The organism is Citrobacter cronae (assembly GCF_016893685.1).
Classification (GTDB): Bacteria; Pseudomonadota; Gammaproteobacteria; order Enterobacterales; family Enterobacteriaceae; genus Citrobacter; species Citrobacter werkmanii.
In genome coordinates this window covers 957,120-980,410 of sequence record NZ_CP069763.1, presented here as the reverse complement: position 1 = coordinate 980,410, position 23,291 = coordinate 957,120, and the positions used below count along the sequence as shown (strand labels likewise).

Genomic DNA, 23,291 nt, shown 5'->3' with positions numbered 1-23,291 from the left:
TCACCCCTTCATCCACATCCGTACGCCATCGAGGAACATCTGGGTCGCCATCATCACCAGAATCAATCCCATCAGACGTTCCAGTGCGTTCACCCCTTTCTCGCCCAGCAGGCGTAAAAACAGCGACGACTGCAGCAGAATCACAAATGTCCCGCCCCAGGCGATCAGCAGCGCAATCACCAGATGCCCCATCTGATTTGGGTACTGATGTGATAACAGCATCAACGAGGCCAGGATTGTCGGCCCGGCCACCAGCGGGATTGCCAGCGGTACGATAAACGGCTCTTCGCCTGCCGGAAGGCCGGTGCTGTTCCCGGTGGCGCTGGGGAAAATCATCTTAATGGCGATCAGGAACAAAATGATGCCCCCGGAGATCGAGACGGTTTCTGCGCGCAGGTTAAGAAATGCCAGAATTTTCTCGCCCGCAAACAGGAATATCAGCATCACCAACAGCGCAATGAACAGCTCGCGAATCATAATCGCGCGGCGGCGTTTTGGTTCGGTATGTTTCAATACGGACATGAAAATGGGCAGATTTCCGAGCGGATCCATAATCAGGATCAATAAAACTGCCGCTGAAATGATTTCATTCATAACTCAAATTCCCTGATAATTACCGCGGACTTTCTGCTTGCTTGCGCAGCGGGATAAGTCGCATTACTGATGGCTTCGCTATCATTGATTAATTTCACTTGCGACTTTGGCTGCATTTTGTATGGTGAAGGATATGCCACCAGGACACTGGCATACATACACAGCACACATCTTCGCAGGAAAAAAACGCTATGAAAAATGTTGGTTTTATCGGCTGGCGCGGTATGGTCGGCTCTGTTCTCATGCAACGCATGGTTGAGGAGCGTGACTTCGACGCCATTCGCCCTGTTTTCTTTTCTACTTCCCAGCTCGGGCAGGCGGCACCGACGTTTGGTGGAACCGCGACCGGCACGCTTCAGGACGCTTTTGATCTGGACGCGCTGAAGGCGCTCGATATCATCGTGACCTGTCAGGGCGGCGATTATACCAACGAAATCTATCCAAAGCTTCGTGAAAGCGGCTGGCAGGGTTACTGGATTGACGCGGCCTCCTCGCTGCGCATGAAAGACGATGCCATCATCATTCTCGATCCGGTTAACCAGGATGTGATTACCGACGGTCTGAACAAAGGTATTAAGACTTTTGTCGGCGGTAACTGTACCGTTAGCCTGATGCTGATGTCCCTCGGCGGCCTGTTTGCCAATGACCTGGTCGACTGGGTTTCCGTGGCGACCTATCAGGCGGCTTCCGGCGGCGGCGCGCGCCACATGCGTGAACTGCTGTCCCAGATGGGCCATCTGTATGGCCATGTGGCCGATGAACTGGCGACCCCTTCCTCTGCTATTCTCGACATCGAACGTAAGGTGACGACCCTGTCCCGCAGCGGCGAACTGCCGGTTGATAACTTTGGCGTACCGCTGGCCGGGAGCCTGATTCCGTGGATCGACAAACAGCTCGATAACGGTCAGAGCCGTGAAGAGTGGAAGGGACAGGCGGAAACCAACAAAATTCTCAACACGTCTGCCGTGATCCCGGTTGATGGCCTGTGCGTGCGCGTCGGCGCGCTGCGCTGCCACAGTCAGGCGTTCACCATTAAACTGAAAAAAGATGTGTCTATTCCGACCGTGGAAGAACTGCTGGCGGCGCACAATCCGTGGGCTAAAGTGGTGCCAAACGATCGGGAGATCACCATGCGTGAGTTAACCCCGGCGGCCGTTACCGGTACGCTGACCACGCCAGTAGGCCGTCTGCGTAAGCTGAATATGGGACCGGAGTTCCTGTCAGCCTTTACCGTGGGCGATCAGTTGCTGTGGGGTGCTGCGGAGCCATTGCGCCGTATGCTGCGCCAGTTGGCGTAATAATTTGTTAACGATCAAGGGGTGAGGAATCACCCCTTTTTTTGCGTAATACAGGAGTAAGCGCAGATGTTTCATTTTTTACCAGGAGTAAGATAAAGCATTGGCTATTCTTTAAGGGTGACTTAGTACCGGAGGTATTAAGTTGTTGCCTGAAGGTGGGACGACGCAGAGAGGATGCACAATTGTGCTGCGCCGTTCAGGTCAAAAAAAGTGTCACTACCTGATGTCGAAAATCAGTTGGAAGGCGTGACACCATAAAACAGGATGACAACCATGTCCGTTCGTATCGATAGAGACGTGATTAATGCGCTAATTGCAGGCCATTTTGCGGATCCTTTTTCCGTACTCGGTATGCATCAAACTGACGCGGGACTTGAAGTCCGCGCCTTACTTCCAGACGCCACAGAAGTGTGGGTGATCGAACCCAAAACCGGACGTAAAGTCGGCAAGCTGGACTGCCTCGACTCTCGCGGTTTTTTCTGTGCAGTACTTCCCCGCCGTAAAAATTTCTTTCGTTATCAGTTAGCCGTTGTCTGGCATGGCCAGCAGAATCTTATTGATGACCCTTATCGTTTTGGTCCGCTAATCCAGGATATGGATGCCTGGCTGTTATCTGAAGGTACGCACCTGCGTCCTTACGAAACGCTGGGCGCGCATGCGGATACCATGGATGGCGTAACCGGTACGCGTTTCTCAGTCTGGGCGCCCAACGCCCAACGTGTTTCGGTGGTCGGGCAGTTCAACTACTGGGATGGCCGTCGCCACCCGATGCGTCTGCGTAAAGAGAGCGGTATCTGGGAGCTGTTTATCCCCGGCGCACAGCATGGTCAGCTGTATAAGTACGAGATGATCGATGCTAACGGTAAGCTGCGCATTAAAGCTGACCCTTACGCCTTCGAAGCGCAGATGCGCCCGGAAACCGCGTCGCTTATCTGCGGCCTGCCCGAAAAAGTGGTGCAAAGCGAGGAGCGCAAAAAAGCCAACCAGTTTGATGCGCCGATCTCTATCTACGAGGTGCACCTGGGTTCATGGCGTCGTCATACTGATAACAACTTCTGGCTGAGCTACCGCGAACTGGCGGATCAACTGATTCCTTACGCCAAGTGGATGGGCTTTACCCATCTCGAGCTATTGCCGATTAACGAGCATCCGTTCGACGGCAGTTGGGGCTACCAGCCTACCGGCATGTATGCGCCGACCCGTCGTTTCGGGACGCGTGATGATTTCCGCTATTTTGTGAATGCCGCGCATCAGGCGGGGCTGAACGTCATTCTGGACTGGGTTCCGGGCCATTTCCCGTCAGATGATTTTGGTCTGGCAGAGTTTGATGGCACCCGGTTGTATGAGCACAGTGACCCGCGTGAAGGGTATCACCAGGACTGGAATACGCTGATCTACAACTACGGCCGCCGTGAGGTCAGCAACTATCTGGTGGGTAACGCCCTGTACTGGATTGAACGTTTTGGGATTGACGCGCTGCGCGTGGATGCCGTGGCATCGATGATTTATCGCGACTACAGTCGGAAAGAAGGGGAATGGGTCCCGAATGAATTTGGTGGTCGTGAGAACCTCGAAGCGATTGAATTTTTACGCAATACCAATCGTATTCTTGGCGAGCAGGTGCCCGGCGCCGTCAGCATGGCGGAAGAGTCAACCGACTTTGCCGGCGTATCAAGACCGCAGGACATGGGCGGTTTAGGGTTCTGGTATAAGTGGAACCTCGGCTGGATGCACGACACGCTGGACTACATGAAACTGGATCCGGTTTATCGTCAGTATCATCACGACAAGCTGACCTTCGGCATGCTGTACAACTACACCGAAAACTTTGTTCTGCCGCTGTCGCACGATGAAGTGGTGCACGGTAAAAAATCCATTCTCGACCGCATGCCGGGAGACGCATGGCAGAAGTTTGCCAACCTGCGCGCTTACTACGGCTGGATGTGGGCCTTCCCGGGTAAGAAACTGCTGTTTATGGGCAACGAGTTTGCTCAGGGACGTGAATGGAATCACGACGTCAGTCTGGACTGGCACTTACTGGAAGGCGGCGATAACTGGCACCACGGGGTGCAACGTTTGGTGCGTGACCTGAACCATACTTATCGCCATCACAAGGCGCTGCATGAGCTCGACTTTGACAGCTATGGTTTTGAATGGCTGGTGGTTGACGATAAAGAACGTTCGGTGCTGATTTTTGTTCGTCGTGACAAGGCCGGCAACGAAATTATCGTTATCAGCAATTTTACGCCAGTACCTCGCCACGGCTATCGCTTCGGTATCAATCAGCCGGGCAAATGGCGTGAAATCCTCAATACCGATTCGATGCATTACCACGGTAGCAATACCGGTAACGGCGGCGCGGTGCATAGCGATGAAATCGCCAGTCATGGCCGCCAGCACTCACTGAGCCTGACGTTGCCGCCGTTGGCGACGATCTGGCTGGTTCGGGAGGGGGAATGACGCATCTGGCAACCGGCAACGCCACCCCCCATGGTGCAACGTATGACGGCCATGGCGTCAATTTCACGCTTTTCTCGGCCCACGCCGAACGCGTTGAATTATGCGTTTTCGATGAGCAAGGCTGTGAACTCCGCTATGACCTGCCGGGGCGTAGCGGCGATATTTGGCACGGTTATCTGGCCAACGCCCGTCCGGGCCTGCGCTATGGCTATCGCGTACATGGTCCGTGGCAACCAGAGCAAGGCCACCGGTTTAACCCGGCGAAACTGTTGCTCGATCCTTATGCGCGCCAGGTGGATGGCGAGTTAAAAGATAACCCGCTGCTGCACGGCGGGCTAAATGAACCTGATCATCATGATAATGCCGCCATCGCGCTGAAGGGCGTGGTGGTGTCCGACCATTATGACTGGGAAGACGATGCCCCGCCGCGCACGCCGTGGGGCAATACCGTGATTTACGAAGCGCATGTCAAAGGACTGACGTATCTGCACCCTGAGCTGCCGGAAGAGCTTCGCGGAACCTATAAAGCGCTGGGTCATCCGGTGATGATCGACTATTTCAAACGCCTGGGCATTACTGCGCTTGAGCTGCTACCGGTGGCGCATTTCGCCAGCGAACCGCGTCTGCAGCGGCTGGGCTTGTCGAACTACTGGGGCTACAACCCGGTCGCTATGTTTGCGTTGCATCCGGCTTACGCCTGCTCGCCGGAGAGCGCGTTGGATGAGTTCCGTGATGCGGTGAAAGCGCTGCACAAAGCGGGGATTGAGGTCATTCTCGACATCGTTTTGAACCACAGCGCCGAGCTGGATCTCGAAGGGCCCGTCTTCTCGCTGCGCGGAATCGATAACCGTAGCTATTATTGGATCAGGGATGATGGCGATTACTACAACTGGACGGGGTGTGGGAACACCCTCAATCTGAGCCATCCCGGCGTTGTCGAGTATGCGTGTGAATGCCTGCGTTACTGGGTTGAAACTTGCCACGTGGATGGTTTTCGTTTTGATTTAGCGTCGGTTATGGGACGTACGCCTACGTTTCGTCAGGATGCGCCGTTGTTCACTGCAATCCAAAACTGTCCGCTGCTCTCACGCGTCAAACTGATTGCGGAACCGTGGGATATCGGTGAAGGCGGGTATCAGGTGGGGAACTTTCCACCGCCGTTTGCCGAATGGAATGACCATTTTCGCGATGCGACGCGACGTTTCTGGCTCCAGCGTAATCTCTCTTTAGGAGAATTCGCCGGGCGTTTTGCCGCATCCAGCGACGTGTTTAAACGCAATGGCCGCAAACCCAGCGCCACGGTCAATCTGGTGACCGCGCACGACGGTTTTACCCTACGTGACTGTGTGTGCTTCACAAATAAGCACAATGAAGCGAATGGTGAGGAAAATCGCGACGGCACTAGCAATAACTACAGTGATAATCATGGTAAAGAAGGGTTAGGCGGCTCGCTGGACCTGATTGAACGGCGGCGCGACAGCATTCATGCGCTGTTGAGTACGCTGTTGCTCTCTCAAGGGACGCCGATGCTGCTGGCCGGCGACGAGCATGGCCATAGCCAGCACGGCAACAATAACGCTTACTGTCAGGATAACGCCTTAACCTGGCTGGACTGGCAGCAGGCAAACGGTGGACTAACCACCTTTACCGCCGCGTTGATTCATCTTCGCCAGCAAATCCCCGCATTAACGGGCGATTGCTGGTGGGAAGAGGGCGATGGCAATGTTCATTGGCTGAATAAGTACGCACAACCCTTAAGTGCGGATGAGTGGCAAAACGGCCCGAGGCAGATGCAAATCCTGCTTTCTGACCGTTTCCTGATTGCAATAAACGCCACGCTTGAGGTGACAGATATCGTTTTACCTGAAGGGGAATGGCGAGCTATTCCCCCATTTGCCGGAGAGGACAATCCGGTGCTTACGGCTGTCTGGCAGGGACCTGCGCACGGATTGTGTGTGTTCCATAGAGGATAAAAAAGGAGTTAGTCATGGTGAGTTTAGAGAAGAACGATCGTGTTATGTTGGCGCGCCAGCTGCCATTAAAATCTGTTGCCCTGATCCTGGCCGGTGGCCGCGGTACCCGCCTGAAAGATTTGACCAATAAACGTGCCAAGCCGGCCGTGCACTTTGGCGGTAAATTCCGCATTATCGATTTTGCTTTATCCAACTGTATTAACTCCGGCATCCGCCGTATCGGCGTGATCACGCAATACCAGTCGCACACGCTGGTACAGCATATTCAGCGCGGCTGGTCGTTCTTTAGCGAAGAGATGAACGAGTTTGTCGATCTGCTGCCTGCGCAGCAGAGAATGCAGGGTGAAAACTGGTATCGCGGCACGGCGGATGCGGTAACCCAAAACCTGGACATCATTCGCCGCTACAAAGCGGAATATGTAGTGATCCTCGCAGGCGATCATATTTATAAGCAGGACTACTCGCGTATGCTGATCGACCATGTCGAGAAGGGCGCGCGTTGCACCGTGGCCTGTATGCCGGTGCCTATCGAAGAGGCCAGCGCGTTTGGCGTGATGGACGTGGACGACAGCGACAAAATTATCGAGTTCGTTGAAAAACCTGCCAACCCGCCAGCCATGCCGGGCGACCCGACCAAATCTCTTGCCAGCATGGGGATCTACGTTTTTAACGCCGATTACCTGTATGAGTTACTGGCGGAAGATGACCTCGATGAAAACTCCAGTCACGATTTCGGTAAAGACATCATCCCAAAAATCACCGAAGCTGGCATGGCGTATGCACATCCCTTCCCGTTGTCCTGCGTACAGTCTGACCCGGAATCCGAGCCGTACTGGCGCGATGTGGGAACGCTGGAAGCTTACTGGAAGGCCAACCTCGATCTGGCCTCGGTGACGCCTGAACTGGATATGTACGACCAGGACTGGCCAATCCGTACGCATATGGAGTCTCTGCCGCCGGCGAAATTTGTGCAGGACCGTTCCGGTAGCCACGGAATGACGCTGAACTCGCTGGTCTCCGGCGGCTGTATTATTTCTGGTTCGGTGGTGGTGCAGTCCGTTCTGTTCCCGCGAGTGCGGGTGAATTCATTCTGTAACATTGATTCGGCAGTGTTGTTGCCTGAAGTATGGGTAGGACGTTCATGCCGGTTACGTCGTTGCATCATTGACCGTGCCTGCGTTATCCCTGAAGGCATGGTGATTGGTGAAAATGCGGAAGAGGATGCTCGTCGCTTCTACCGCTCAGAAGAAGGCATTGTGCTGGTCACGCGTGAAATGCTGCGCAAACTGCAAATCAAACAGGAGCGATAATGCAGGTTTTACACGTATGTTCAGAGATGTTCCCCCTGCTTAAAACCGGGGGACTGGCGGATGTTCTTGGGGCGTTACCGGCCGCGCAAATTGCCGACGGTGTAGATGCCCGCGTGCTGCTCCCGGCGTTTCCGGATATCCGTCGCGGCATTCCTGATGCTCAGGTGGTGACGCGTCGCGATACCTTTGCAGGCAGAATTACGCTGCTGTTCGGGCATTATAACGGCGTCGGCATTTACCTCGTGGATGCGCCGCGTCTCTATGACCGTCCGGGTAGTCCGTATCACGACACCAACCTGTTCGCTTATACCGATAACGTCCTGCGTTTTGCGTTGCTCGGCTGGGCCGGCTGTGAAATGGCCTGCGGGCTTGACCCATTCTGGCGCCCGGATGTGGTGCATGCGCACGACTGGCATGCCGGTCTGGCCCCGGCGTATCTGGCGGCGCGCGGCCATCCGGCGAAATCGGTGTTCACCGTCCACAACCTGGCGTATCAAGGCATGTTTTATGCAAAGCATATGGATGACATCCAATTGCCATGGTCGTTCTTTAATGTGCACGGGCTGGAGTTTAACGGGCAGATTTCGTTCCTGAAGGCCGGGTTGTACTACGCCGACCACATCACGGCGGTGAGTCCGACCTACGCGCGGGAAATTACCGAGCCGCAGTTTGCCTACGGCATGGAAGGCCTGTTGCAACAGCGTCATCGGGAAGGACGGCTTTCCGGCGTGCTGAACGGCGTGGACGAAAAAATCTGGAGCCCGGAAACCGATCTGCTACTGGCCTCGCGCTATACACGCGACACGCTGGATGAGAAGGCGGAGAACAAACGTCAGCTACAAATTGCGATGGGACTTAAGGTTAACGATAAAGTGCCGCTGTTTGCTGTCGTGAGCCGTCTGACCAGTCAGAAAGGGCTGGATCTGGTGTTGGAGGCTCTGCCGGGTCTGTTAGAGCAGGGGGGGCAACTGGCGCTGCTTGGCGCGGGCGACCCAGTATTACAGGAAGGCTTCCTGGCCGCTGCGGCGGAACATCCCGGACAGGTAGGGGTGCAAATTGGTTATCACGAAGCCTTCTCGCACCGCATCATGGGCGGGGCCGACGTCATTCTGGTACCCAGCCGTTTTGAACCGTGCGGCTTAACGCAGTTGTATGGGCTGAAGTATGGCACGCTGCCGCTGGTGCGGCGTACCGGTGGGCTGGCGGATACGGTCTCTGACAGTTCGCTGGAAAACCTGGCGGACGGTATCGCCAGTGGGTTTGTCTTTGAAGACAGTAATGCCTGGTCGCTGCTACGCGCGATCCGGCGTGCTTTCGTATTGTGGTCCCGGCCTTCGCTTTGGCGGTTTGTACAACGCCAGGCCATGACCATGGATTTTAGCTGGCAAGTCGCGGCGAAGTCTTACCGCGAGCTTTACTACCGCTTGAAATAGATATCCAGGAATCACCTATATGAACGCTCCATTTACTTATGCATCGCCCACACTCAGCGTCGAGGCACTTAAGCATTCTATTGCCTACAAACTGATGTTCACGATTGGTAAGGACCCGGTCATTGCCAACAAACATGAGTGGCTGAACGCCACGTTATTCGCGGTGCGCGATCGTCTCGTGGAGCGCTGGCTGCGTTCTAACCGTGCGCAATTATCCCAGGAAACCCGTCAGGTTTATTATCTGTCAATGGAGTTTCTGATTGGGCGCACGCTTTCCAATGCGCTGTTATCGTTGGGGATTTACGACGATGTTAAAAGTGCGCTGGAAGGTATGGGATTAGATCTGGAAGATCTGATCGACGAAGAGAATGACCCCGGTCTCGGTAACGGTGGCCTCGGACGCCTGGCAGCCTGCTTCCTCGACTCACTGGCAACGCTGGGTCTGCCCGGACGTGGTTACGGTATCCGTTATGACTATGGCATGTTTAAACAGAACATTGTCGATGGTCGACAAAAAGAGTCCCCGGACTATTGGCTGGAATACGGTAACCCGTGGGAATTCAAACGCCACAACACGCGCTACAAAGTGCGCTTTGGCGGCCGCGTGCAGATGGAAGGCAAGAAAACGCGTTGGATTGAGACCGAAGAGATCCTCGCAGTGGCCTACGACCAGATTATCCCCGGTTATGACACTGACGCCACCAACACGCTGCGCCTGTGGAATGCCCAGGCCAGCAGCGAAATCAACCTCGGTAAATTTAACCAGGGCGACTACTTTGCGGCGGTGGAAGATAAAAACCACTCCGAGAACGTCTCCCGCGTACTGTATCCGGATGACTCTACCTATTCGGGACGCGAGCTGCGGTTGCGCCAGGAGTATTTCCTCGTCTCCTCAACGGTGCAGGACATCCTGAACCGCCATTATCAACTGCATAAAACCTACGACAACCTGGCCGATAAAATCGCCATTCACCTTAACGACACCCACCCGGTGCTGNCGATCCCTGAGCTGATGCGCYTGYTGATCGATGAWCACAAGTTCAGTTGGGACGACGCGTTTGAGGTGTGCTGTCAGGTCTTCTCGTATACCAACCACACCTTGATGAGTGAAGCGCTGGAAACCTGGCCGGTGGATATGCTGGGCAAAATCCTGCCGCGCCATTTGCAAATCATTTTTGAGATTAACGACTACTTCCTGAAGACGCTGCAGGAGCAGTATCCGAACGATACCGCTCTGCTGGGACGGACGTCGATTATCGATGAATCTAACGGTCGTCGTGTGCGTATGGCATGGCTGGCGGTGGTGGTGAGCCACAAGGTTAACGGTGTGTCTGAACTGCACTCTAACCTGATGGTGCAGTCGCTGTTTGCTGACTTTGCGAAGATTTTCCCGACTCGCTTCTGCAACGTGACCAACGGTGTGACGCCGCGTCGCTGGCTGGCGCTGGCGAACCCATCGCTTTCTGACGTACTGGATGAGAACATTGGCCGCACCTGGCGTACCGATCTCAGCCAGCTCAGCGAGCTTGAGCAGCACTGTGATTTCCCGTTAGTGAATCAGGCTGTGCGTCGTGCGAAGCTCGAGAACAAAAAGCGACTGGCAACGCTCATCGCCCAGCAGCTGAACGTGGTAGTGAACCCGAAATCGCTGTTTGATGTGCAGRTSAARCGTATTCACGARTACAARCGKCAGCTWATGAATGTGCTGCATGTGATCACSCGCTAYAACCGSATYAARGCAGATCCAGACGCCGAGTGGGTGCCGCGCGTGAATATCTTCGCGGGTAAAGCGGCTTCAGCCTATTACATGGCGAAGCACATCATTCATTTGATCAACGATGTCGCGAAGGTGATCAACAACGATCCGCAGATTGGCGATAAATTGAAGGTCGTGTTTATCCCCAACTACAGCGTCAGTCTGGCGCAGGTGATTATTCCTGCCGCCGACTTGTCTGAGCAGATTTCTCTGGCCGGGACCGAAGCCTCCGGAACCAGTAATATGAAATTTGCGCTCAACGGCGCGCTGACCATCGGGACGCTGGATGGCGCCAACGTTGAGATGCTGGAACATGTGGGTGCGGAGAATATCTTTATCTTTGGTAATACGGCGGAAGAGGTTGAGGCTTTACGCATTCAGGGCTACAAGCCGCGTGAGTATTACGAGAAAGATGAAGAGTTGCATCAGGTGCTGACGCAGATTGGCAGCGGCGTGTTCAGCCCTGAGGAGCCTGGACGTTATCGTGATCTGGTCGATTCGCTGATTAACTTTGGCGACCATTATCAGGTGCTGGCGGATTATCGCAGCTATGTCGATTGCCAGGATAAGGTTGATGAGCTGTATCGCCATCCGGAAGAGTGGACCACGAAGTCGATGATAAACATCGCCAATATGGGGTACTTTTCTTCGGACAGAACGATCAAAGAGTATGCCGAGAACATCTGGCATATTGATTCGGTGCGGTTGTAACATCCGAGGCCGGGGGCGCTGCGCTTGCCCGGCCTATGTTTATGCACTCTTGTAGGCCGGAGAAGGCGTTAGCCGCCATCCGGCATTTTTATCAGGAGGCCAGCGACAGCTGGTGCTTCTCGACATACTCCGTCAGCCATTGGGTCATGCGGGACTGCTGTTCGGCATTCAGCCACATGCCTTCTTTCGTACGACGCCACAGCGCATCTTCTGCGCGACGCACCCACTCATGCTCAACCAGATACTTCAGCTCGGCCTCATAGAACTCATGGCCGAAGTCTTCGCCTAACTCGGCGATTGACGTGGCGTCGCCGATAATCCATTCAGTATTGCTGCCATAGGTACGCGAATAGTGGCGCGCCAGCGATTCGGTCAGGAACGGATAGCGACGGCGCAGTTTTGCCGCGTAATCTTCGCGATCGCCGCCAATATCACCGCCAGGCAGGATGCACTCTTTGGTCCATGCCGGGCCAATGCCCTGATAGTACGACGACAGTTTTTCCATCGCGTGCTCGGCCAGCTTACGGTAGGTTGTCAGCTTACCGCCAAAGACCGACAACAGCGGCGCTTTGCCGTTTTCGTCGTGGATATCCAGCGTGTAATCACGGGTAATAGCCTGCGGCGAGTCGGACTCGTCATCACATAGTGGACGCACGCCCGAGTAAGTCCAGACGATATCGTCACGGCCAAGCTGTTTCTTAAAGTGCGCGTTGTAGACCTTCAGCAGGTAATTGATTTCGCTCTCATCAATTTTCACTGCTTTCGGGTCGCCTTTGTATTCGACGTCAGTCGTCCCGATGATCGAGAATTCGTCCATCCATGGGATAACAAACACAATACGTTTATCTTCATTTTGCAGAATATACGCTTGCTTCTGGGTATGTACGCGCGGCACCACGATGTGGCTACCTTTAATCAGACGAATACCGTACGGCGAAGGCAGATGCATGCCGTCATCAAAGAACTCTTTCACCCACGGACCGGTGGCATTGACCAGACCGCGCGCCTGCCAGGTGTGTTTTTTGCCGGTATCGATATCTTCGGCTTCAACGATCCACAGGCCGTTTTCACGGCGAGCGGAGGTGGCGCGGGTGCGGGTTAATACTTCTCCGCCTTTGCGCACGACCATTTGGGCGTTTGCCAAAACCAGACGCGCATCGTCTACCCAGCAGTCAGAATATTCGAAACCGCGCACAATCTCAGGTTTCATCACGGAATCCGCGCCAAAACGCAAACCAGTAGAACCCGGCAAACTGGTGCGTTTGCCCAGATGATCGTACATAAACAAACCAATACGGATCATCCATGCCGGACGCAGGTGCGGGCGATGGGGCAGACGAAAGCGCATCGGGAAGGCGATATGCGGTGCCATTTTCAACAGCACTTCACGTTCTGCCAGCGCCTCGCTCACCAGGCGGAATTCGTAGTGTTCCAGGTAGCGCAGGCCACCGTGGATGAGTTTGGAGCTGGCGGAGGAGGTGGCGCAGGCTAAATCCTGCGCCTCCAGCATCAGCACGGATAAACCGCGTCCAGCGGCATCTGCCGCGATACCGGCACCGTTGATGCCTCCACCTATCACAATCAGATCTTTGGTTTCCATGCTGGCCTCTCGCACTTTCGTTATAGCTCATTAATGTTCGTTATCGAGCATAATAGCAAAGAATTGTGCCATTGGTAACATTGGATAAACAATTTACAGTGATACATATAACATTATGGCGTTTACCTGCTCAGGCAACGTACACTGGAGGGTAATATTGGTTACCTGCCAGAATATAAGTAGAACTTAACAAGAGAGCGCCATGGATCAGTTTGAGTGTATTAATGTCGAAGAAGCCCATCAGAAACTCCTGCACGGAATGGCGGTGCTGGTGGACATCCGCGATCCGCAAAGCTATGCGATGGGCCACGCGCCGCAGGCCTTTCATCTGACGAACGACACGTTGGGGACGTTTATGCGTGACCATGATTTTGATACTGCCGTGATGGTGATGTGTTACCACGGCAACAGCAGTAAAGGCGCGGCGCAGTATCTTCTTCAGCAGGGCTATGATGCGGTTTACAGCGTTGACGGCGGCTTCGACGCCTGGCATCGACATTTTCCTGCAGAAGTGACATACGGTTCGTAAGCTAACAAAGATGCAGCCTGAAACGGACAGGATATATATACTGTCCTCTTTTGTGTGGAATAAGCGACAGCAATAATGTTGATGATTACCTCTTTTGCTAACCCCCGCGTGGCGCAGGCATTTGTTGATTATATGGCGACGCAGGGCGTTATCCTGACGATTCAACAACATCAGCAAACGGATGTCTGGCTGGCGGATGAGTCCCAGGCTGAACGCGTGCGTGCTGAACTGGCGCGATTTCTCGATAACCCGGGCGATCCGCGTTACCTCGCGGCCAGTTGGCAGTCAGGTCATACCGACAGCGGTCTGCGCTATCAACGTTATCCGTTTCTGGCCACATTGCGCGAACGTGCCGGCCCGGTGACCTGGGCGGTAATGGCGGCGTGTGTGTTGGTGTTTATCGCGATGAATGTGCTGGGCGACCAGGCGGTAATGCTCTGGCTGGCCTGGCCGTTCGATCCTTCGCTGAAATTTGAGTTTTGGCGTTATTTCACCCACGCGTTTATGCATTTCTCGCTCATGCACATTTTGTTCAACCTGCTGTGGTGGTGGTATCTCGGCGGCGCGGTTGAAAAGCGCTTGGGCAGCGGAAAGCTGATTGTCATTACTGTGATCAGCGCCTTGCTGAGCGGTTATGTTCAGCAGAAATTTAGCGGCCCGTGGTTTGGCGGGCTGTCTGGCGTGGTATATGCGCTGATGGGCTACGTGTGGTTGCGCGGCGAGCGCGATCCGCAAAGCGGTATTTTCCTGCAGCGTGGTTTGATTATCTTTGCCTTGATCTGGATTGTTGCCGGCTGGTTTGATCTGTTCGGCATGTCGATGGCGAACGGCGCACATATCGCCGGGCTGGCCGTGGGTCTGGCAATGGCGTTTGCCGATACTATTCATGTGCGAAAACGAACTTGACTCAAGTTTTGTGGTGCCGGAAGGCGGTGTGCGTTTGGACCAATTTGTAGGCCGGGTAAGCGTCAGCGCATCCGGCAAAATTCCAGGGAACAATAATGAAGCAAACACAACGACATGACGCGATCATTGAGCTGGTAAAAAAACAGGGATACGTCAGTACCGAGGAGCTGGTGGAGCATTTCTCCGTCAGCCCGCAGACGATTCGCCGGGATCTGAATGACCTGGCCGATCAAAATATGATTTTGCGTCACCACGGCGGCGCGGCGTTGCCATCCAGCTCGGTCAATACACCATGGCATGACCGTAAAGCGACGCAGACGGCGGAAAAAGAGCGCATTGCGCGCAAAGTTGCCACGCAGATCCCTAACGGTTCAACGCTGTTTATTGATATCGGCACCACACCGGAAGCGGTGGCGCATGCGCTGCTTAATCACAGCAACTTACGCATTGTGACCAATAATCTCAATGTGGCAAACACGCTGATGGCGAAAGAGGATTTCCGCATTATTCTGGCCGGGGGCGAACTGCGTAGCCGTGACGGCGGCATTATGGGCGAAGCGACCCTCGACTTTATTTCCCAGTTCCGTCTGGACTTCGGCATCCTGGGGATCAGCGGTATCGACAGCGATGGCTCCCTGCTGGAGTTTGATTATCACGAAGTGCGCACCAAACGCGCGATCATTGAGAATTCACGTCACGTCATGCTGGTAGTGGATCACTCGAAGTTCGGACGTAACGCGATGGTGAATATGGGCAGCATTAGCATGGTGGATGCGGTTTATACCGACACGCTGCCGCCAGCTGGCGTGATGCAGGTTATTGCCGACCACCATATTCAGTTAGAGCTGTGTTAAGTTAACTCCAGGCCTGATAAGCGTAGCGCATCAGGCATTAACTATACCCCATAGCCCATCATCTTCAGCAGTTTCTGCGCATGCTGCACCGCATCCTGGCGGTGGGCGACGCCGAGTTTTTGGTACAAATTGCGGATGTGCGTCTTAATGGTCGTGGCTGCAACGGCCAGCTCACCGGCGATCTGCTCGTTGCTGTAACCTGAATAAATCAGTCCCAGAACCTGCCATTCGCGCTGGGTCAGCGGGCTGGTGCGGATAAGCTCCGGTACTTCCGGATGGGTAAGCAGTCGCTCAACGAATCCTTCATCAAAGTGGGCGAATTTGTGGCGGTGATGCTGGTTAATCTCCCGCAAAACGCGCTGGGCGCGGTGCTGGTCGAGTTCTGGCAGCGTATTGAGCTGAATCAGTTGGCGCAACTGCTGCGCCATCGCCTCACCTTCGATAACAAAGTGGCTGATAAATCCGGTACGGTTCGCCAGTTGCAGCGCTTCGAGTAAGACGCGCTGCGCGTCATTTTTGCGTCCTGCCTGCCAGTACAACTGATTAAGCAGCAACAGGTTACGGTTCAGATCGCTCATCAGGCGCAGGTTACGCGCATTTTCATTTAACTCTTCCAGTACGATTTCCGCCGGTTCAAACTCACCCAGCAGGATCTGCGCGCGGGCGATGTTGCGCCACTGACTTTGCAGGAAGTGGTTATTAGCGAACTCCGGCTTCGGCGTGTGGCGTAGCCAGTTGGCGGCCGAGTTTTTGTCACCCACCATTTGCCAGTAAATCACCCGGACTTTATCGGCGTTTGAGATCCAGTCGCTGTGATAGCGACCGTTGCCCAATAAGTTTTCCAGACGGTTGAGCAGGCTACGCGCGTTGTCTAAATCGCCCCGGGCCAGCGAACACTGAATCAGCAGCGCCAGGCACTGTAGCTGTTGCTGCGGCTGGAATGTGGAAAGCAACTCAATGCCCATGCGGGCAGACGCTTCAGCTTCGTCCAAACGTGCCCATGCCCACAGTAACTGCGCGCGGATACGTACCAGGAACTCATGCATCGGCAGCTGTTCCAGGTGCTGCTCTTTGATCAACTGGAACGCTTTTTCCTGCGTCTCCCAGGCGGCCTGCAAAAAGCCCTGGGCAAATAAAATTTCGCTTTGCTGGATCAGACTCCACAGCGCGTAATGCCAGACATCATGATGGCGCGCCATTTGCTCGGTTTGCTGCATCAACGCCAGTGAACGCGTGAGATCACCCTTACAATGCAGGACTTCACCATGCACCGAGGTGGCAACGATACGGCTATAGAACCAGGCGATGGGTAATTCATCCAGCGCCAGTTTTGCCAGACGTTCTGCTTCGTCAGGGTTACCGTCGTTAATCGCTACCTGCGCACGCAGCGCGTTAAATTCAGCGTGCAGCGTCGGCTCCATGTCGCCTTTCATCTCTTGTTCCGCACGGGCCAGCAGGGTATTAACCTCGCTGTAGCGGTGCTGGCTTTGCATCAGCCAGGCTTGCAGCAGAACCAGACGCGGATTTTCCAGTAGGCTTTCCCACGGCAGGGCTTTCAGCGACTCTTCCAATAGCGCCAGTTCGCTGTGGTTAAACAGGCCCCACGCATGATTAAGTAGGATATCGCGCAGCATATGGGCGTCGCCTGCCGCCAGAGCGTGGTGGATAGCTTCGCTAGGGAAACCCTGCGCCATCCAGCTTTCTGCGGCCGCGCGGTGTATTTCAGGCAGCTCGCTCGCCAGTTCCCACTGACAACGCTGGCGTAAAAAGCTGCCAAACAGCGGGTGATAGCTGAACCACTCGCCGACGTCATCCATCCGCTGCAGAAATAACCCCTGACGCTCAATTTCCTCAAGTCGCATTTGTCCGTTTTCTTCGCCGGTGACCCGAACGATCAGCGCATCGTTCATCGAACGCAGGATGGCGCTTTTGAGCAGAAAGTGACGGGTGCCGAGGTCAACGCTATCCAGCACTTCATCTACCAGGTAGTCGGATAAATGGCTGGCGTTGATCCCAGCGAGGCGTCGTGCCGACTGGTGCGCAGAGTTATTGTTCTGGCGGGCGGAAAGGGCAATCAGTTGTAACGCTGTGGCCCAGCCAGCAACGTCATCGCACATACGGCTGCTTTCAGCCGCCTCAATCGGGGAGGATAAACGCCGATCAAAAAATTGTTTCGCTTCCTGATGGTTGAAGGCCAGTTGTTGGCTGCCGATTTCCAGCAACTGATCGCGCACCCGCAGGTTGGCAATGCCCAACTGCGGCAGATTACGCGACAGCACGACCAGTGTGAGATTTTCAGGCTGGTGACGCAGGAAAAAGCGCATTGCCTCGTGAATGGCCGGATTGGAGATCAGATGATAATCATCCACCACCAGGTAGAGTGGACGATGCCACTCGGCCAGTTCAATAAAAAGCTGCGCAAACAGTGACGTCAGGCTGGCATACTGGCGTTTTTGCACCATCGCTTCGCTGGTGGTGCAATGCCCAGCGGTTGCCTGCTGGATCGCGGCAATCAGATAGCTGGCAAAGCGCTCCTGCTGGTTATCGCCTTCATCCAGAGAGTACCAACCTAACTCGGTCTTCCCCGCCGCCCATTGTGAAACAAGCGTTGTTTTTCCATAACCAGCAGGACTTGTGATCAGGGCGAGCCTGAAATTGTTCGCGCCGGAAAGTTTAGCCAACAGGCGCTCACGAACCACCGTATGGTCGAGACGAACCGGACGACTTAATTTAGACGGAATCAACATAAGTTAGTCACTTCACTGTGTGAAAATGGGGAAGAATGATTTTTTTTGCGCTTCGTAATTAATAGATATAAGGTCGGCCAGATTGGTATTTTATGCAAGCTAAGCGGGCTTTTTGTGTGTCTGATTTTGCACTATGTCACAAATCTATACATCTATTGCAATAATTTCTTTAAAGAGTCGCAACAGGCGTGGCGACTGGATCCAGCGTGACTTTCACCCAGCGGAAAGATTCCACTTTTTTATGTTGTTACTGTAACGTTTAATAAAAAGACGATGAGTTTTGTGCTCGACTTAAAACTTTCATGTGAAATAACTCAAGCAGAATGCGTATTTCAGGTGAGAAACTATTTCTCTGTTTACATATTTTTTCTAAATACGATCTTACTGTTTGATATTGTCTGGCTAATCTCTTTAGGTTAATGCGAAAACCGTGATGCATTTCAGGGGGATGCGGGGGAAACCTACGTATTGACCGGCAATGCCTCTCTGCTTTAAGTGGCGGCGATCACACTTTTATGCTCATCCCCGCTCCTCCTCCCTCCCTAATCCGTGCCAGGATGAGGAAGGTCAACAACGAGCCTGGCAAACTAGCGATAACGTTGTTTTATTACCTAAGGACCTGGAATCCCTATGTCACAGCCAACCTTCAACAAAGATCAATTTCAGGCAGCCCTGACGCGTCAGTGGCAGCGTTTCGGTTTACTGTCGGCTCACGAAATGACGTCGCGCCAGTGGTGGCAGGCAGTGAGTGGGGCGTTGGCTGAGTTACTCAGCGCCCAGCCTGCGGTGAAGCCGGCAAAAAATCAGCGCCATGTTAACTACATCTCGATGGAATTTTTGATTGGTCGTCTGACCGGCAACAACTTACTCAATCTGGGCTGGTATCAGGCGGTGAGCGATGAACTGAAAGCGCACGACGTCAACCTGACCGATCTGCTGGAAGAAGAGATCGATCCGGCGTTAGGTAACGGTGGATTGGGGCGTCTGGCGGCCTGCTTCCTGGATTCGATGGCGACGGTCGGCCAGTCGGCGACGGGCTATGGTCTCAACTACCAGTACGGCCTGTTCCGCCAGTCTTTTGCCGACGGTCAACAGATGGAAGCCCCGGATGACTGGCATCGCGGTAGCTATCCGTGGTTCCGTCACAACGAGGCGTTAGATGTGCAGGTAGGCATTGGCGGTAAAGTCACCAAAGAGGGACACTGGGAGCCGGGATTTGTCATCACCGGTCAGGCCTGGGATCTGCCGGTTCTCGGCTACCGTAACGGCGTGGCGCAACCGCTGCGTCTGTGGCAGGCCAGCCACGCGCATCCGTTTAACCTGACTAAATTTAATGACGGTGATTTCCTGCGCGCTGAGCAGCAGGGTATCGACGCTGAGAAACTAACCAAGGTGCTGTACCCGAACGACAACCACACCGCGGGTAAAAAGCTGCGCCTGATGCAGCAGTACTTCCAGTGCGCCTGCTCCGTAGCCGACATTCTGCGCAGCCATCATCTGGCCGGGCGTAAACTGCATGAGCTGGCCGATTTCGAAGTGATTCAACTGAACGATACTCACCCGACCATCGCGATCCCTGAGCTGCTGCGTGTGCTGATTGATGAGCACCAGATGAGCTGGGATGATGCGTGGGCCATTACCAGCAAAACCTTTGCGTACACCAACCATACCCTGATGCCGGAGGCGTTGGAGTGTTGGGATGAGAAGTTGGTGAAAGCGCTACTGCCGCGCCATATGCAAATCATCAAAGAGATTAACGACCGCTTTAAGAAACTGGTCGATAAAACCTGGCCGGGTGATGCTGAAGTGTGGGCGAAACTGGCGGTGGTGCATAATAAACAGGTACGTATGGCCAGTATGTGCGTGGTCAGCGGTTTTGCGGTTAACGGCGTGGCGGCGCTGCACTCCGATCTGGTGGTGAAAGATCTGTTCCCGGAATATCACCAGCTCTGGCCTAACAAATTCCATAACGTCACCAACGGGATTACCCCGCGTCGCTGGATCAAACAGTGCAATCCGGCGCTTGCCGCGCTGCTGGATAAATCGCTGAAAAAAGAGTGGGCCAACGACCTCGACCAGTTGATTAACCTGGAAAAATACGCCGACGACGCGAAGTTCCGTCAGACTTATCGTGACATTAAGCTGGCGAATAAAAAACGCCTGGCAGAGTTTGTGAAGGTACGGACAGGTATTGAAATCAATCCGCAGGCAATCTTTGATATTCAGATCAAACGCCTACATGAATACAAGCGTCAGCATCTGAACTTGCTGCATATTCTGGCGCTGTACAAAGAAATTCGTGAAAACCCGCAGGCGGATTGCGTGCCGCGCGTCTTCCTGTTTGGCGCGAAAGCCGCTCCGGGTTACTACCTGGCGAAAAATATTATCTTCGCTATCAACAAGGTGGCGGAAACCATCAATAACGACCCGAAAATCGGCGACAAGCTGAAAGTCGTCTTCCTGCCGGATTATTGTGTTTCGGCGGCGGAAATGCTGATTCCGGCGGCGGATATCTCTGAGCAGATCTCAACCGCGGGCAAAGAGGCTTCCGGCACCGGTAACATGAAACTGGCGCTGAACGGCGCGTTAACCGTCGGTACGCTGGATGGCGCCAACGTCGAAATCGCCGAGAAGGTGGGCGACGAAAATATCTTTATCTTTGGTCATACCGTGGAAGAGGTGAAAGCCCTGAAAGCGAAAGGCTATGACCCGGTGAAATGGCGTAAGAAAGATAAGGTGCTGGATGCTGTTCTGAAGGAGTTGGAAAGCGGAAAATTCAGCGACGGCGATAAACATGCCTTTGACCAGATGCTGCACAGTATTGGTAAGCAGGGCGGTGATCCGTATCTGGTCATGGCGGACTTCGCGGCCTACGTTGCAGCCCAGAAGCAGGTTGACGTGTTGTACCGTGACCAGGACGCCTGGACCCGGGCGGCAATTCTGAATACCGCACGTTGCGGCATGTTCAGTTCAGATCGCTCCATTCGCGATTATCAGGCTCGTATCTGGCAGGCGAAACGTTAAGGAAGCGCGATGGAAAGCAAACGTCTGGATAATGCCGCGCTGGCGGCGGGGATCAGCCCACATTACATTAATGCCCACGGTAAACCGCAGTCTATTGGCGCCGAAACCAAGCGGCGTTTGCTTGACGCCATGCATCGCACCACCGCCGCCACGAAGGTGGCGGTGACCCCGGTGCCGAATGTCATGGTTTATACCGCGGGCAAAAAAATGCCGTTGGCGGTTGAGGGAAGTGGAGAGTTTACCTGGCTACTAACCACCGAAGAGGGTGTGCAGCACAAAGGGCATGCCGTTGGCGGTAAATCTTTCAACCTGCCGGCGAAACTGCCGGAGGGATATCACACGCTTACCCTGACCCAGGGGGAGTTGCGTACGCATTGCCGTATCATCGTGGCACCGAAGCGCTGTTACGAACCGCAGGCGTTGTTGACCGGGCAGAAGCTGTGGGGGGCATGCGTTCAGCTTTACACCCTACGTTCAGAAAAAAACTGGGGGATTGGCGACTTTGGCGATCTCCGCGCCATGTTGGTGGATGTGGCACAACGCGGCGGCGCGTTTATCGGCCTGAATCCTATTCATGCGCTGTATCCGGCGAACCCGGAAAGTGCAAGTCCATACAGCCCGTCGTCACGTCGCTGGCTGAATATTATTTATATTGATGTCAACGCAGTAGACGATTTCCACCACAGTAAAGAGGCACAGGCCTGGTGGCAGAAACCCACGACTCAGCAAGCCCTGCAAAAGGCGCGAGATGCCGTATGGGTGGATTACTCTACCGTTACCGCACTGAAGATGACGGCTCTACGTATGGCGTGGAAAAGCTTCTCTGCGCGTGATGATGAGCAGATGGCGGCATTTCGCCAGTTTGTGGCTCAGGAAGGCGATAGCCTGTACTGGCAGGCGGCCTTTGACGCCCTGCATGCGCATCAGGTGAAAGAAGACGCATTGCGCTGGGGCTGGCCGGTGTGGCCAGAGGCTTTCCAGTCGGTGGACTCGCCAGAGGTCAAACAGTTCTGCGAAGCGCATCGTGATGACGTGGACTTCTACCTGTGGCTTCAGTGGCTGGCGTATACCCAGTTCGCTGACTGCTGGGAAACGAGTCAGGGTTTTGCGATGCCTGTCGGGCTGTATCGCGATCTGGCGGTCGGCGTGGCAGAAGGGGGGGCGGAAACCTGGTGCGACCGTGAGCTGTACTGCCTGAAAGCCTCGGTTGGCGCGCCGCCGGATATTCTCGGTCCGCTGGGTCAGAACTGGGGGCTGCCGCCGATGGATCCGCACATCATCACAGCCCGCGCTTACGAACCTTTTATCGAGCTGCTGCGCGCCAATATGCAGAACTGCGGCGCATTGCGTATCGATCATGTTATGTCGATGCTGCGTCTGTGGTGGATCCCCTACGGTGAAACGGCCGATCACGGCGCCTACGTGCATTATCCGGTCGACGATCTTCTTTCAATTCTGGCGCTGGAAAGTAAACGTCATCACTGCATGGTGATTGGTGAAGATCTGGGTACTGTGCCGGTGGAGATCGTCAGCAAGCTGCGCGATAGCGGCGTGTACTCCTACAAAGTGCTTTACTTTGAGAATGACCATGAGAAAAACTTCCGTGCGCCGAAAGCGTACCCGGAACAATCAATGGCAGTCGCGGCGACGCATGACCTTCCCACGCTTAAAGGTTATTGGGATAGCGGCGATCTGACGCTGGGTAGAGCGCTGGGTCTGTACCCGGATGAGGTTGTGCTACGAGGGTTATATCAGGACCGGGAGTTGGCGAAACAAGGGCTGCTGGACGCGCTGCACAAATATGGCTGTCTGCCAAAACGCGCGGGTCACAAGGCCTCGCTGATGTCGATGACGCCGATGCTTAATCGTGGCATGCAACGCTACATCGCTGACAGCAACAGTGCGCTGCTGGGCCTGCAACCGGAGGACTGGTTAGGAATGGCGGATCCGGTCAACATCCCGGGGACCAGCGACCAGTACAAAAACTGGCGGCGTAAGCTCACCGTCACGTTGGAGCAGATGTTTGCCGATGACGGGGTGAACAAGCTGATTAAGGATTTGGATAAGCGCCGCAAAGCCGCTGCGAAGAAGAAATA

General features: G+C 54.4%; 14 protein-coding genes. 11 read left to right on the top strand and 3 right to left on the bottom strand.

The window, feature by feature from the left end:
• On the bottom strand, positions 1-594 hold the full coding sequence (gene yhgN, locus JSN25_RS04360) for an NAAT family transporter YhgN (protein WP_003023480.1): 594 nt from the start codon (positions 592-594) through the stop codon (positions 1-3).
• A 191-nt stretch (positions 595-785) separates the two neighbouring features.
• Here yhgN and asd point away from each other — a divergent pair, with 191 nt between their 5' ends.
• The 6 genes from asd (at position 786) to glgP (ending at position 11,535) form a co-directional block, all read left to right on the top strand.
• Entirely contained in the window at positions 786-1,892 is a 1,107-nt protein-coding gene (asd, locus tag JSN25_RS04355; protein WP_069323790.1) for an aspartate-semialdehyde dehydrogenase, read from the top strand.
• A 273-nt stretch (positions 1,893-2,165) separates the two neighbouring features.
• Positions 2,166-4,352: a 1,4-alpha-glucan branching enzyme gene (glgB, locus tag JSN25_RS04350; RefSeq protein ID WP_038634934.1), complete on the top strand. Its 2,187-nt coding sequence runs from the start codon at positions 2,166-2,168 to the stop codon at positions 4,350-4,352.
• Positions 4,349-6,325 carry a glycogen debranching protein GlgX gene (glgX, locus tag JSN25_RS04345; protein ID WP_204525470.1) on the top strand — a complete coding sequence of 659 codons (1,977 nt, stop codon included), beginning with the start codon at positions 4,349-4,351 and terminating at the stop codon, positions 6,323-6,325. The genes glgB and glgX overlap by 4 nt, the downstream gene beginning before the upstream one ends.
• A 14-nt stretch (positions 6,326-6,339) precedes the next feature.
• Complete coding sequence (glgC, locus tag JSN25_RS04340; RefSeq protein WP_006687433.1) at positions 6,340-7,635, top strand: glucose-1-phosphate adenylyltransferase; 1,296 nt, start codon at positions 6,340-6,342, stop codon at positions 7,633-7,635.
• Positions 7,635-9,068: a glycogen synthase GlgA gene (gene glgA, locus JSN25_RS04335; RefSeq protein WP_204525469.1), complete on the top strand. Its 1,434-nt coding sequence runs from the start codon at positions 7,635-7,637 to the stop codon at positions 9,066-9,068. Before glgC ends, glgA begins: the two co-directional genes overlap by 1 nt.
• Positions 9,069-9,087: 19 nt before the next feature.
• Positions 9,088-11,535, top strand: a complete 2,448-nt coding sequence (gene glgP / locus JSN25_RS04330; RefSeq protein ID WP_204525468.1) for a glycogen phosphorylase — start codon at positions 9,088-9,090, stop codon at positions 11,533-11,535.
• Between the two features lie 91 nt (positions 11,536-11,626).
• On the opposite strand, the gene glpD is transcribed toward glgP, so the two are convergent.
• The gene (gene glpD / locus JSN25_RS04325) at positions 11,627-13,135 is read right to left on the bottom strand and encodes a glycerol-3-phosphate dehydrogenase (protein ID WP_038634920.1); all 1,509 of its coding nucleotides are present in this window, start codon (positions 13,133-13,135) and stop codon (positions 11,627-11,629) included.
• A 202-nt stretch (positions 13,136-13,337) separates the two neighbouring features.
• Between glpD and glpE the strand changes: the two genes are divergently transcribed.
• The 3 genes from glpE (at position 13,338) to JSN25_RS04310 (ending at position 15,424) form a co-directional block, all read left to right on the top strand.
• A complete protein-coding gene (glpE, locus tag JSN25_RS04320) occupies positions 13,338-13,664 on the top strand; it encodes a thiosulfate sulfurtransferase GlpE (protein ID WP_042311890.1) in 327 nt (108 codons plus the stop codon).
• 75 nt (positions 13,665-13,739) lie between these two features.
• The gene (glpG, locus tag JSN25_RS04315; RefSeq protein WP_038634914.1) at positions 13,740-14,570 is read left to right on the top strand and encodes a rhomboid family intramembrane serine protease GlpG; all 831 of its coding nucleotides are present in this window, start codon (positions 13,740-13,742) and stop codon (positions 14,568-14,570) included.
• A 95-nt stretch (positions 14,571-14,665) separates the two neighbouring features.
• The gene (locus JSN25_RS04310; protein ID WP_003023499.1) at positions 14,666-15,424 is read left to right on the top strand and encodes a DeoR/GlpR family transcriptional regulator; all 759 of its coding nucleotides are present in this window, start codon (positions 14,666-14,668) and stop codon (positions 15,422-15,424) included.
• A gap of 41 nt (positions 15,425-15,465) precedes the next feature.
• Here JSN25_RS04310 and malT read toward each other — a convergent pair whose 3' ends face one another.
• Positions 15,466-18,171 (bottom strand): HTH-type transcriptional regulator MalT, encoded by a 2,706-nt coding sequence (gene malT / locus JSN25_RS04305; protein WP_087856282.1) that lies wholly within the window; start codon positions 18,169-18,171, stop codon positions 15,466-15,468.
• 630 nt (positions 18,172-18,801) lie between these two features.
• On the opposite strand from malT, the gene malP reads away from it, so the two are divergent.
• Both malP and malQ read left to right on the top strand, forming a co-directional pair.
• Complete coding sequence (gene malP / locus JSN25_RS04300; RefSeq protein ID WP_204525467.1) at positions 18,802-21,195, top strand: maltodextrin phosphorylase; 2,394 nt, start codon at positions 18,802-18,804, stop codon at positions 21,193-21,195.
• A 9-nt stretch (positions 21,196-21,204) separates the two neighbouring features.
• A partial coding sequence (malQ, locus tag JSN25_RS04295) for a 4-alpha-glucanotransferase (protein ID WP_204525466.1) occupies positions 21,205-23,291 on the top strand: 2,087 nt, incomplete at its 3' end.